This is a genomic window from Streptomyces sp. 135 (assembly GCF_020026305.1).
Taxonomy (GTDB): domain Bacteria; phylum Actinomycetota; class Actinomycetes; order Streptomycetales; family Streptomycetaceae; genus Streptomyces.
Genome location: NZ_CP075691.1, coordinates 1,098,913 through 1,111,300, shown reverse-complemented (window position 1 = coordinate 1,111,300; position 12,388 = coordinate 1,098,913). Strand labels below are relative to the sequence as shown.

The window sequence follows — 12,388 nt, the reverse complement described above, 5'->3', positions numbered from 1 at the left end:
GGCGCCGCGCGGGGGACGCCCGCGGCTTCCTGATCAGCACCTCACGACTTCAGGACCTCACGACTTCAGGACCTCACGACTCAGGACTTCACGACTCAGGACTTCACGACGCGACGGACGTTGTCGACGTTTCCGCAGTCCGCCTCCAGCTGCTTGGCGCGCTCCCTGGTGAAGGCCGCGCCCAGCTCCTCGCGGCGCTCCATCGCGACGTTCTCCCGCGCGCCGTTGAGGATCGTCCGCTCCTCCTCGTCGGCGTGGTGGGTGACCGCCTCGACGAGCTCCTCCAGCTTCTCGTCCCAGTCGTCGGAGCCGACCTCGTCGACCTCAAGCAGCGCCAGGAGCGCCTTGTTGCCCTCCTCGTGCTCCTCGACGCCGTGCTCCACCTCGTCGTTCTCGATGTCCCGGTAGCGCTTGAGCGCGGGGTAGACCTCGGCCTCCTCGGCGAGCGCGTGCGCGATGAGCAGGCCGGAGAACTCACGCAGGGCCGCCGCCCGGTCGCCCTCCACGCTGCGCATCTCGCGGAAGAGGTCCTCCATCCGCCGGTGGTCGTCGAGGATCAGCTCCACGACGTCCCCCGACGTCGCCTCGTTCGTCTTGGCCGCCATGACAGTGCTCCTTCTCGGCTGGACAGTGGGGCTCGTTGCGTCGTGTACCCCGTACCGATAGGTAGCGCGCTCCCTCCACCGGCAGGAGTTCCGGCGCCCCGGCCGTCGCGTGTGTCACTCCCGCGGCCCACCGCCGGGGACCGGTCAGGGCTTGCGGGCGAGACCGCCGTGCTCGCCGATCGGCTCCGGGGCGGAGGAGTCCGCCTCCGGCCGCCATAGCGTGACCGGTACGACTCCGGGGTCCAGGAGTTCGAGGCCGTCGAAGAACGCCGTGATCTCGTCGACGGGGCGCAGGTAGTAGGGGACCGCGCCGGACGCGTTGTAGGCGTCCTGGGCGACTTCGTACGCCGCGTCGACGCCCCGCGAACCGTCGTTGAGGCAGAGGTAGCTCCCGGCGGGCAGCGCTCCCATCAGGTGGGTGACGACGGAGCGCGCCAGGGCATGGTCGGCGACGTGGCCCAGGATGTTGCTGAGGATCAGGGCGGTGGGCCGGGTGAGGTCCAGCGTCGCGGCGGCCGAGGCCAGGATGCGGTCGGGGTCGGCCAGATCGGCGTCGACGTAGGCGGTCGCGCCCTCAGGGGTGGAGGTGAGCAGGGCCCGGGCGTGCGCGAGGACCATCGGGTCGTGGTCGACGTAGACGATCCTGCTCTCGGGGGCGAGCCGCTGGGCCACCTCGTGGGTGTTGTCCACGGTCGGCAGGCCCGTCCCGACGTCCAGGAACTGCCGGATGCCCGCCTCGGTCACCAGATGGGTCAGGGCCCGGCGCGATGCCGGAAAACGCGCGCGCCGCAGGCCCACGTAGTTCCGAGCCGAGTGCGGCAACGGTCGATCCTCTGTGCCGCCGGTCGGCGGTAGCGCGAAGTGGACGGCCGCAACCTACGGCCCAACCTACCCGGCAGCCGACCCGAGCTCAGGAGCACGCACCGTGTCCGACCCCGCACCGCAGCACCCCTACCCCGACGCCCACCGCCCGGACGAGGCGCCCGCCCCGCACGCGCTGCTCACGCCCGTGCTCGGCCTCCTCGGCACCTGGCACGGCCGGGGCCGAGGCGAATATCCGACGCTCGAGGCGGACTTCGCGTACGCGCAGGAGGTCACCTTCAGCCACGACGGCCGCCCCTTCCTTCACTACGATGCCCGGGCCTGGCTGGTCGACGCCGACGGCCGGCCGCTGCGGCCATCGGCCCGCGAGAGCGGCTGGTGGCGGCTCCAGGCCGACGGCCGGGTGGAGGCGCTGATCACCCAGCCCACCGGCATCGCGGAGATCGCGGTCGGCCACGCGGACGGCGACACGGTGGACCTCTCCACCCATGAGGTGGCCCTCGCGCCCACCGCGAAGAAGGTCGACGCCACCCGCCGCCGCTACACCCTCACCGACCCCGGCACCCTCACCTTCGTCCACGACCTCGCGGCCGTGGGCCAGCCACTGCGGCACCACCTCTCGGCGCTCTTGCACCGCGAAGGGTGACGGCTCCGCCGCGTCCAGCTGGGCGGGGGCGGCGTCGGGCCGCGCCGCGGGGTCGATGCCGGGTCCGGTGCCCTTCGCCACCGACGCGGAGATCCCCGGCCGACGCGTGACCGCGGCCTGACGGCACGTACGGATGTACGTACAAGGAAGGGCCCCGGAGCTTGAAGCTCCGGGGCCCTTCCGGTGCGCGGCTGCGTCGCCGCCGGGTCGATGCCCGCGGCGGTCAGTCGGCTCTCGTACGTGAGTGGGACGGCGCCGTCTGCTGAGCGGCGCCAGGCAGGGGACGACCTGTGGCGCGCGGGATGCCGGCCGACGTACGCGTGCCGCTGACGCGCGGCCGTCAGGCGCCGGCGGGGACCATCCCCTTGCGCAGGGTCGCCAGGGTGCGGGAGAGCAGGCGGGAGACCTGCATCTGGGACACGCCGAGACGCTCGCCGATCTGCGACTGGGTCAGCTCCTCCACGAAGCGCAGATGCAGGATCTCCCGGTCACGCTCGGGGAGCTCGGCGATCAGGGGAGCGAGCGAATGGAAGTCCTCGACGAGTTCCAGGGAGGGGTCCTCCTCGCCGATGAAGTCGGCCAGGGGCGTCTCATCGGTGGGGTCGCCGTGCAGGACGGCGTCGAGGGAGGAGGAGTTGTAGCCGTTGGAGGCCAGCCGGGCCTCGATGACTTCCTCGGGAGTCAGATTCATCAGCGCGGCCAGCTCGTCCACCGTGGGGGAGCGGCCGAGCCGGCTGCTGAGTTCCTCGGTGGCCTTGGCGAGCTCGACCCGGGCCTCCTGGAGGCGGCGCGGCACATGGACCGCCCAGGACGTGTCACGGAAGAAACGCTTGATCTCACCGACGATATAGGGCACCGCGAACGTCGCGAATTGCACCTCGCGGGAGAGCTCGAACCGGTCGATGGCCTTGATCAGGCCGATCATACCGACCTGGACGATGTCCTCCATCTCGTCGCCGCGGTTGCGGAAACGGCCTGCCGCGTAACGCACGAGCGACATGTTCAATTCGATCAGGGTGTTGCGCACGTACTGGTATTGGGCCGTGCCCTCCTCCAATACCGCGAGCTGATCGAAGAACAACTGGGACAAGGCACGGGAGTCCTTGGGCGTCACCGCCTGCGGATCCACCACCTCCGGCAGTTCCCTGATGCCGGTGTCCGTCTGGGTTCCAGTGGCCATCGTCATGTCTACCTCCCTGTCCACCGGCCCCCTCGTCCCCTGTGGGCCGGTGAGCCGCGACTACCCCTCCTCAAATACTTCATGTCCGTCCCGACATAAGGATGTTCCGTGACGCTGGCCACACGGCTCGGCGGGAGGACGTTAAGACGTCGGGTTCGGGGGCAAGAGAGCCTTTCGTACAGACCACCCCTGATCCGTACAGTCCACCCCTGATCGAGGAGGGGCGTATGAGGACGCATCATTCGCGGCACAGTGTCAAACCCTTGGACCGAACAGTCTTCGACAAAAGGCCGGAAGTCGTCCCACAGGCCCGGGAGTTCGCCCGTGCCTTCCTGAACGGACTCAGTCCCGCCCTGGATGAACAGGCGGCCGCGAGCGTCGAACTCACCGTGTCCGAACTCGTCACCAATTCCGTACGCCACGCACACGGCGACTCCTGCTCGCTGCGTCTGGTGGCGCGTCGGGACGCCATCACGGTCGCCGTCACCGACGCCGACCCCCGGCCGCCGCGCGAGCGGACGCCGGATCTGGCGGGAGGCACCGGCGGCTTCGGCTGGCCGATGGTACACAGCCTCGCCCTCGCGGTCCACGTGAGCACGGGCCCCCAGGGCAAGACCGTCCGGGCGGACCTGCCCCGCGGCTGATCCGGGGCCGACCGGAGCGCGACGCGAGCCCCGGCCGCCCCGCCCGCCCCTCCCACAGGGAAAAGCCTGCGCGAAGCCTTGCCACTTCTGCATCTGACGGTTAGTCATATGGCTGTCAGAAGTGATGGGTGTTCGCAGTGCGGGCCCGAGACGCGGGCCATGCCGCAGCGGCACGACTCCCTGGAGGGCACGTGAAGTTCTCCGTCATCTTCGAGGCGCAGCTCGCCGACCCGACCGTCGAGCGCGAGCACCAGGTCATCCGCGACAGCGTCGAGCAGGCCCTGCTCGCCGAGGAGATGGGGTTCGACCGCGTCTGGGCGGTCGAACACCACTCCCTCAAGTGGTACGCGCACATGAGCGCCCCGGAGATCTTCCTGACCTGGGTCGCCGCGCGCACCAGCACGATCAGGATCGGGCACGGCGTGGTCTGCATGCCGTTCAACTTCAACCATCCGGCACGGGTCGCCGAGCGCGCCGCGATGCTGGACCTGCTCTCCGGCGGCCGGCTCGACCTGGGGGCCGGGCGGGGCGGTACCGAGCAGGAGACCTCGCTGTGCGGCGTCGACAAGGAACGCACGGCCCAGGAGGTCGAGGAGGCCCTGCGCATCATCGGCAAGGCCTGGGAGAAGGACGAGCTGGAGCACCACGGGGAGCTTCTCGACATCGGTCCGCATCCGATCCTGCCGCGCCCGAAGCAGACCCCGCATCCGCCGCTCTTCCTCGCGTGCAGCAGGACGGAGACGCTGACCCAGGCCGCCGAACTCGGCATCGGGGCGTTGGTGATGGGCTTCGCGGGGCCCGGGGCGATCGCCGGGATGCGTCAGGCGTACGACGCCGCGATCGAGGCCCGCACCGGCGCGCGCCTGGTGTCGAGCGTCGTCAACGACCACTTCTCCGTGCTCTGCCCGACGATCGTGCTCGACGACCGGGAGACGGCGCGCCGCGTCGGCATCCGGGGTCAGCGGTTCTTCGCCCAGTCCATCGGGCACTGGTACGGCGGCACGGGCGTCCCCGACGAGGCGGTCGTCGAGGGCGTCGACGAGGCGGCCCGGATGCGCGAGGCCGCCGAGCAGGTCGTCGCGCGCCTCCACGAACACAACATTCCGGTACGTCCGACCTCGACCGCCACGTTCAACGCCGACCACGCGTACGGCACCGCGGACGACGCCATCGCCTACGTCGAGCGGCTGCGCGACGCCGGGGCCGACGAGATCATGTGCCTCATCCAGATGGGCACGGTCCCGCAGGAGGCGTGCCTGGAGACGCTGCGGCAGTGGGGCGAGAGGGTCATCCCGCATTTCCGCGCCGGGGGAGGGGCGGCATCGTGACGCCGGTAGTCCCACCGGCGCCCTGCGCCGCAGCCACGGGCGTGGGCTTTGCCGCGCCCGTTGGTGGCTGTCCTCATCCGGGTGGGCACCGTGCCCCGGGCGGCGTGCCTGGTGAGACGCTGCGGCAGTGGGGGCGGGAAACGGGCCGGGAAGGTCATCCCGCACTTCCGCGCCCAGGAAGCGGCAGCGCCGTGACGCCGGTGGACCCACCGGCGCCCTGCGCCACAGGCACCGGCAGTCATCCCGCATTTCCGCGCCCGGGGAGGGGCGACCTCGTGACGCCGGATGGGCACCCCGCATTCCCGTGCCCAGGAAGGGGCGACCTCGTGACGCCGCTCGACCCAGCCTGCGCTGCCGTCTCCCGCCCGGGCTGCGCCGCGCGCCCCTTGGTGGCCGCCCTCATCCAGATGGGCACCCCGCATTCCCGTGCCCAGGAAGCAGCGGCGCCGTGACGCCGGTCGAGCCGTCGGCCTCCTCCCGCCTGAGCCCCGCCGCGCGCCCCTTGGTGGCCGTCCTCAGTGCCGCCTTCCCCGACCTCGGCGGTGCCGTCACCGACGCCGCCGAGGCCCGTCACATCCTCGCGACCGCCGCACCCGGCTCCCCGAAGCGGCTCCCCGCCGTGGGGGCCGTGGTGGACCGCACGATCCCGGGGCCACCGGCGGCTTCCGGTGCGTCGGAGATTCCCGTACGCGTGTATGACCCGGTGCACCGGGAGACGGCCCCCGCCAGGAGTGAGGGTGAGGGGCAGAGCTGGCACCCTCACCCCCGCCCCACCGTCCTCTTCTTCCACGGCGGCGGCTACACCCTCTGCGGCCTCGACAGCCACGACACCACGGCCCGCGGGCTGGCCGCGAGAGCCGGCGCCGTGGTCGTCTCCGTCGGGTACCGCCTCGCCCCCGAGCACCGCTTCCCCGCAGCCGTCGACGACGCGTACGCGGCGCTGCGCTGGGCCGCCGCCGAGATCCACGCGCTCGGCGGGGACCCCGGCGCGCTGGTCACCGCGGGGGACAGCAGCGGCGGAGGGCTCGCCACGGCCGTGGCGCTCAAGGCCCGCGAGGCGGGCGGCCCGGACATCGCCCTGCAAGTGCTCCTCTACCCCGTGCTCGACGCCGCACAGAACACCGCGTCCTACCGTGAGAACGCCACCGGCTGCTTCCTGACCGCCGCGCACATGCGCTGGTTCTGGCAGCAGTACCTCGGCCCGGACGGCGACGGCACCCACCCCCTCGCCTCACCGCTGCGAGCCGCCGACCTCACCGGCCTGCCGCCCGCGTACCTCGTCACCGCGGGCTGCGACCCCCTCCGTGACGAGGGTCTCGCCTACGCGCGGCGGCTGCGCGCGGCAGGCGTACCCGTGACGGGCCGTCACTGGCCGGGGATGTTCCACGGCTTCCTCGGCTTCCCCGCCCAGCTCGCCGACGCGGACGAAGCGCTGACCGGCGTGGCAGAAGCGATCGCCGCAACCGTGAAGGGCAGGAAAAACAGCGGTGAAAGAGGGGGTACCGCAGGATAATTTCCGGAGGCTCCCCTTGTCGCGGAGAACCTTGCACGCATACGGTGTCCATACGCGAGGTTCTCCCGTGGAAGGTGGGACATGACGGAAATTCTTGTGCAGGCGGGTACGGAGGGTACGGTTCCGTCCGTTGCGGAGCGGGTGGTGGACCACCCGGCGTGGCCGGTGCTCAAGGAGGCCGTGGAAGAGATCAGGCCCTGGCAGTCGAAGGACGGTTCCATCGACTTCGCGGCGGAGGGCGCCCCGGCGAAGGCCGTGGCCGAACTCACCGTGGACCGTGTGATCTCGGCGGTCGAGGAGCTCGCCCCGCTGCTGCCGCACGACGCCGCGTACCACCGCGCCCTCGTCGCGGACCTGCGCCGCTGGGCGGACGACGGCTTCCAGGTGCCCGACTTCCTGGACTCGCTGCTCGCCTTCCAGCCCGCGGCGGACCGCCGGGACGGCCTCCAGCACCTGGTCGTCTTCCCGATGTACACGCAGAACGGCAACCCCGACCGCAACCTCGAAGCGGTCGTACTGCGCATGGTCTGGCCCGAGTGGCTGGCCGAGCTGGAGCGCACCCGCTACGACAACCCGCTGTTCTGCGGCATCACCTTCGAGGACTTCACCGCCGGGTACGACACCAACTCGGCCGTGCTCTTCCCCGAGACGATCGCCGTGCGCGAGGCCCCCGAGCGCTTCTCCTGGGGCGGCATCTTCTGCGACCGCGAGGCGGCCCGCTTCCGGCGTGTCACCGAGGCCGCCGTGGACATCCTCGGGCTCGAACTGCCCGACGACATCCGCGAGATGGTCGGCGACCAGGACCGCTGCCAGCAGGCGTTCGTCCTGTGGGACATGGTCCACGACCGCACCCACAGCCACGGTGACCTGCCGTTCGACCCCTTCATGATCAAGCAGCGCCAGCCGTTCTGGATGTACGGCCTCGAAGAGCTGCGCTGTGACCTCACCGCCTTCAAGGAGGCCGTGAAGCTGGAGGCCGAGGGCAACCGGCACGGCCGCGACGTGCAGTACGCCGTCCTCTTCGACCGCATGTTCCGCTTCCCCGTCACGGGGGACCGCACGCGCAACTACGACGGGCTCGGCGGCCAGCTCCTCTTCGCCTACCTCCACAAGCACGACGTGGTCCGCTGGACCGACAACAAGCTCACGATCGACTGGGAGCGCGCGCCGCAGGTCACCAACCAGCTGTGCGGCGAGATCGAGGAGCTCTACCGGGCCGGCATCGACCGCCCGAAGCTGGTCCACTGGTTCGCCGCCTACGACCTGGTGTCCACCTACCTCGCCCCGCACCCCGGATCGCGCTGGGCCAAGGGCCCGGAAGCCCTGGACACCGCGCTGCCGCCGCGCAAGCTCGTCGACGAGGTGCTTCCGGACGAGTTTCCGCTCAGCATGTTCTATGAGGCGCTCTCCAAGAAGCTGAAGAACGTGATCGCCTCCACCAAGGGGATCACCGCTTCCGCGGACGCCGAGAAGGTCGCCGCGTGAGCGGCCGCCAGGAGGAGGCGAGGACCATGTCCGCACTCGATGGAGCCGTCGTCGCGGTGGCCGGAGCCGGCGGGCCCGCCGGACGGGCCACGCTGCTGAGGCTGGCCGAGGCGGGCGCCACGGTCGTGGCGTCGGACGCCGATCCGCTGCGCCTGCACGAGGCCGTGGACGCCGCCCGGTACGCCCACGGCGGCGCCACCGTCGTCGGTGACACCGTCGACCTCCTCGACCTGGACGCCACCCGGGACTGGGCGACGCGCACGGAGAAGGAGTTCGGGCGGATCGACGGCCTGGTCCACCTGGTCGGCGGCTGGCGCGGCAGCAAGAGCTTCGCCGAGACAGACCTCGCTGACTGGGACTTCCTGGAGAAGCTCCTGATCCGCACCGTGCAGCACACCTCCCTCGCCTTCGAGGACGGTCTGCGCCGCAGCGACCGGGGCCGCTATCTCCTGATCAGCGCGGCGGGCGCGGCCAAGCCCACCGCGGGCAACGCGGCGTACGGAGCCGCCAAGGCGGCCGCCGAGGCCTGGACGCTCGCCCTCGCCGACGCCTTCCGCAAGGCGGGGGGCGAGGCGGGGCCGCGCGCGGCGGCTGCCATCCTGGTGGTCAAGGCGCTGGTCCACGACGCGATGCGCGCGGAGCGGCCCACCGCGAAGTTCGCGGGCTTCACGGACGTCAAGGAGCTGGCCGAGGCCATCGCCGACGTCTGGGACAGGCCCGCCGGGGAAGTGAACGGAAACCGCCTGTGGCTGACCGAGAAGCCGTGACCGCTGCCGCCAAAGACGCCGTGAACCCGCCGAAGACCGACGCCCGGCGCCACCACGACCCGGACGTGCGCGGTTTCGCCAGCGACAACTACGCGGGCGCGCACCCCGAGGTCATGGCCGCCCTGGCGCTCGCCAACGGCGGCCACCAGATCGCGTACGGCGAGGACGACTACACCGCCAACCTCCAGCAGGTGATCCGCGGCCACTTCGGCCCGACCGCCGAGGCCTTCCCGGTGTTCAACGGCACGGGGGCCAACGTCGTCGCGCTCCAGGCGGTCGCCGACCGCTGGGGCGCGGTGATCTGCGCCGAGTCCGCGCACATCAACGTGGACGAGGGCGGCGCGCCCGAGCGCATGGCCGGGCTCAAGCTGCTCACGGTGCCCACGCCCGACGGCAAGCTCACGCCCGAGCTGATCGACAAGCAGGCCTTCGGCTGGGACGACGAGCACCGCGCGATGCCGCAGGTCGTCTCGATCGCGCAGAACACCGAGCTGGGCACGCTGTACACACCGGACGAGATCCGCGCGATCTGCGACCACGCGCACCAGCTCGGCATGAAGGTGCACCTCGACGGTTCGCGGATAGCCAACGCGGCGGCCGCGCTCGACGTGCCCATGCGGACGTTCACGAACGCGGTCGGCGTCGACATCCTGTCGCTCGGCGGCACCAAGAACGGCGCGTTGTTCGGCGAGGCCGTCGTCGTCATCAACCAGGACGCCGTGCGCCACATGAAGCACCTGCGCAAGATGTCCATGCAGCTCGCGTCGAAGATGCGCTTCGTCTCCGTACAGCTGGAGGCGCTGCTCGCCAAGGACCTGTGGCTGCGCAACGCCCGGCACGCGAACGAGATGGCGCAGCGCCTGGCCGAGGGCGTCCGCTCCGTGCACGGCGTGGAGATCCTCTACCCGGTGCAGGCCAACGCCGTCTTCGCGCGTCTGCCGCACGACGTGAGCGAGCGCCTCCAGAAGCGGTACCGCTTCTACTTCTGGGACGAGGCGGCGGGCGACGTGCGCTGGATGTGCGCGTTCGACACCCGCGAGGAGGACGTCGACGGGTTCCTGGCGGCGCTGAAGGAAGAGATGGCGCGCTGACGAGGGCCGCATAAGTTCTTCGGCAGATGTGCATAAATATGCGACCGGTCGTAAAGTCATTGACGTACGGCCGGTCGCATTTCTATGCTCCCGTGCCATGCAGCTGATCCAGGAAGACCCTGACCTGTCCGCGTACTTGGCGGCCGACGAAGCCATCGACCACCAGCATCCGCTCGTACGCGAGACCGCGGCACGCCTCGCCGAGAAGGCCGCCGATTCATACGTATACGCGCAGGCGGCCTACGAATACGTGCGCGACGCCATTCCGCACTCCGCCGACAGCGGCGACCTGCGCGTCACCTGGCGCGCCTCGGACGTCCTGGCGCAGGGCACCGGCATCTGCCACGCGAAGGCCCACGCGCTGGCCGCGCTGCTGCGAGCCGAGGACATCCCCACCGCGCTCTGCTATCAGCGGCTGACCCATGACGCCGGGAGCGGCCACTGCGTCCACGGCCTGGTCGCCGTACGCTTCCGCGGCGGCTGGCACCGCCAGGACTGCCGGGGCAACAAACCGGGCGTCGATGCGCGGTTCTCCCTGGACGGGGAGCGGCTGGCCTACCTGCCCGAAGTCGAGTCCAATGAGATGGACTATCCGGTACTCTATTCTGCACCGCACCCGGCGGTTCTGAGCGCCCTGAAGAACGCCCCGGACCGACCGCACCTGTGGGAGAACCTTCCCGACGCGCTCTGACGAGCCCCGACGCAGCAAGGCAGCCCATGACCCACGCGCCCCTGACCCTCACCGTCTCCGACGAGGTGCGCACCCTCGCGCCCGGCTTCACCCATGTCGCCATCGAGGCGCACGGCCTCGTCAACGGTCCCAGCACCGACGACAGCTCGGCCCTCCTCGACGAGGCGGCGCGACGCCTGGCCGGGCGGCTCGACGGCCGGGCCCCGCACGAGAATGCGCACATGGCCGCCTGGCGCGCCGCCTACACGGCCTTCGGCGCGAAGCCCTCACGTACCCGCAACTCGGCCGAAGCCCTCGCCAAGCGGGCGCTGGCGGACGGCGGACTGCCCCGGATCAATGTCCTCGTCGACGTCTACAACGCGATCAGCGTGGCCCATCTGATCCCGGTCGGCGGCGAGGACCTGGACCTGATCAAGGGCGGCATGCGCCTGGTGCGGGCCACCGGCACCGAGGAGTTCGTGACCGCGTCGGCGGGGGAGCGGATCGTCGAGCACCCGGACGCCGGCGAGGTCGTCTGGTGCGACGACGAGGGCGTCACCTGCCGCCGCTGGAACTGGCGCCAGGGGCCGCGCACCCGCCTCACCGAGGAGTCGGTGAACGCGATCTTCCTGCTGGAGGGCATGGGCCCGGACGCCGGGCTCGAAGCCGCGGGCGCCGAGCTGGCCGAGCTCCTGGAGAAGTTCAGCCCCGGCGCGCGGATCACCGTCCACCCGCCGCGCTAGGCGGGGCGGGCGGTCAGCCGGCCTCGGCGGCCTTCACCTCGGCGGGGGTCGGCGCCGTCCCGCCGAGGTGCGCCGGCATCCACCAGGTGTCGTCCGGGCCCTTGGGCCGCACCGGATAGGCACGCTGCGCGGCCTCGAGAAGTTCCTGGCAGCGCTCGCGCAGGCGCCGGGTGATCGCGCCCGCGTACTGGTCCTTGGGCGCCTCTACCGGCTCGCCGACCCGGATCGTGATCGGCAGGTGGCTGCGCTTGAAGTTGCGCGGGTGACCCTTGGTCCACAGCCGCTGCGTGCCCCACAGCGCCATCGGGATGAGCGGCACGCCGGCCTCCTGGGCCAGGCGCGCGGCGCCCGACTTGAAGGTCTTGAGCGTGAAGGACTGCGAGATCGTCGCCTCCGGGAACACGCCGATGATCTCCCCGGAGCGCAGCGAGTCCAGCGCGTGCGCGTAAGCCGCCTCGCCCTGCGTGCGGTCCACGGGGATGTGCTTCATCCCGCGCATCAGCGGCCCGGAGATCTTGTGCCGGAAGACCGATTCCTTGGCCATGAAGCGCACCAGCCGCTTCTGCGGCAGGGCGGCGAGGCCGTCGAAGATGAAGTCCAGATAGCTGATGTGGTTGCTGACGAGGACCGCGCCGCCGGAGCGTGGGATGTTCTCCGACCCTTTGCAGTCGATCTTCAGGTCCCATGCCTTGAACAGGGTTTTCGCGGCACCGATGACCGGACGGTAGACAAGCTCTGCCATGGGTGGCTAGGGCCCTTCATTTTCTGCCTGGAGAGAAGGCTCCCGGCGGGAGGTTACGCAGCCGTAGGTTTTTCGGCGTTGCGCAGATCGTGCCCCAAGAACGGACGAGTGACCAGTCTTGGTGCCGTCAATCCGGGAGATTCTCGTCACGT

Annotated in this window: 13 protein-coding genes; 9 read left to right on the top strand and 4 right to left on the bottom strand. The window is 70.9% G+C overall.

The window, feature by feature from the left end; all coding sequences use genetic code 11:
• Nucleotides 1–95: 95 nt before the first annotated feature.
• Nucleotides 96–605: a hemerythrin domain-containing protein gene (locus KKZ08_RS05115; RefSeq protein ID WP_223773301.1), complete on the bottom strand. Its 510-nt coding sequence runs from the start codon at nt 603–605 to the stop codon at nt 96–98.
• Nucleotides 606–749: 144 nt separating this feature from the next.
• Nucleotides 750–1,427 carry an SAM-dependent methyltransferase gene (locus tag KKZ08_RS05110; RefSeq protein ID WP_223773300.1) on the bottom strand — a complete coding sequence of 226 codons (678 nt, stop codon included), beginning with the start codon at nt 1,425–1,427 and terminating at the stop codon, nt 750–752.
• 103 nt (nt 1,428–1,530) lie between these two features.
• Here KKZ08_RS05110 and KKZ08_RS05105 point away from each other — a divergent pair, with 103 nt between their 5' ends.
• Nucleotides 1,531–2,073 (top strand): FABP family protein, encoded by a 543-nt coding sequence (locus KKZ08_RS05105; RefSeq protein ID WP_223773299.1) that lies wholly within the window; start codon nt 1,531–1,533, stop codon nt 2,071–2,073.
• A gap of 340 nt (nt 2,074–2,413) precedes the next feature.
• Here the strand turns inward: KKZ08_RS05105 and KKZ08_RS05100 are convergent, their stop codons facing one another.
• The gene (locus KKZ08_RS05100) at nt 2,414–3,259 is read right to left on the bottom strand and encodes an RNA polymerase sigma factor SigF (RefSeq protein ID WP_223773298.1); all 846 of its coding nucleotides are present in this window, start codon (nt 3,257–3,259) and stop codon (nt 2,414–2,416) included.
• A 257-nt stretch (nt 3,260–3,516) separates the two neighbouring features.
• Between KKZ08_RS05100 and KKZ08_RS05095 the strand changes: the two genes are divergently transcribed.
• The 8 genes from KKZ08_RS05095 (at nt 3,517) to KKZ08_RS05060 (ending at nt 11,494) form a co-directional block, all read left to right on the top strand.
• Nucleotides 3,517–3,897, top strand: a complete 381-nt coding sequence (locus tag KKZ08_RS05095) for an ATP-binding protein (protein ID WP_223773297.1) — start codon at nt 3,517–3,519, stop codon at nt 3,895–3,897.
• A gap of 191 nt (nt 3,898–4,088) precedes the next feature.
• Nucleotides 4,089–5,225, top strand: a complete 1,137-nt coding sequence (locus KKZ08_RS05090) for an LLM class flavin-dependent oxidoreductase (RefSeq protein WP_223773296.1) — start codon at nt 4,089–4,091, stop codon at nt 5,223–5,225.
• Nucleotides 5,226–5,673: 448 nt separating this feature from the next.
• Nucleotides 5,674–6,738: an alpha/beta hydrolase gene (locus KKZ08_RS05085; protein WP_223773295.1), complete on the top strand. Its 1,065-nt coding sequence runs from the start codon at nt 5,674–5,676 to the stop codon at nt 6,736–6,738.
• A gap of 81 nt (nt 6,739–6,819) precedes the next feature.
• Nucleotides 6,820–8,223 carry a DUF6421 family protein gene (locus KKZ08_RS05080; RefSeq protein WP_223773294.1) on the top strand — a complete coding sequence of 468 codons (1,404 nt, stop codon included), beginning with the start codon at nt 6,820–6,822 and terminating at the stop codon, nt 8,221–8,223.
• A 26-nt stretch (nt 8,224–8,249) separates the two neighbouring features.
• Complete coding sequence (locus KKZ08_RS05075; protein ID WP_223773293.1) at nt 8,250–8,990, top strand: SDR family oxidoreductase; 741 nt, start codon at nt 8,250–8,252, stop codon at nt 8,988–8,990.
• Nucleotides 8,991–9,010: 20 nt separating this feature from the next.
• Nucleotides 9,011–10,081 carry a low specificity L-threonine aldolase gene (locus KKZ08_RS05070; RefSeq protein WP_223778913.1) on the top strand — a complete coding sequence of 357 codons (1,071 nt, stop codon included), beginning with the start codon at nt 9,011–9,013 and terminating at the stop codon, nt 10,079–10,081.
• Between the two features lie 97 nt (nt 10,082–10,178).
• Complete coding sequence (locus KKZ08_RS05065; protein ID WP_223773292.1) at nt 10,179–10,772, top strand: transglutaminase domain-containing protein; 594 nt, start codon at nt 10,179–10,181, stop codon at nt 10,770–10,772.
• 26 nt (nt 10,773–10,798) lie between these two features.
• On the top strand, nt 10,799–11,494 hold the full coding sequence (locus KKZ08_RS05060) for a phenylalanine--tRNA ligase beta subunit-related protein (protein WP_223773291.1): 696 nt from the start codon (nt 10,799–10,801) through the stop codon (nt 11,492–11,494).
• 13 nt (nt 11,495–11,507) lie between these two features.
• Here KKZ08_RS05060 and KKZ08_RS05055 read toward each other — a convergent pair whose 3' ends face one another.
• Nucleotides 11,508–12,236, bottom strand: a complete 729-nt coding sequence (locus KKZ08_RS05055; protein WP_223773290.1) for a lysophospholipid acyltransferase family protein — start codon at nt 12,234–12,236, stop codon at nt 11,508–11,510.
• Nucleotides 12,237–12,388 lie beyond the last annotated feature (152 nt).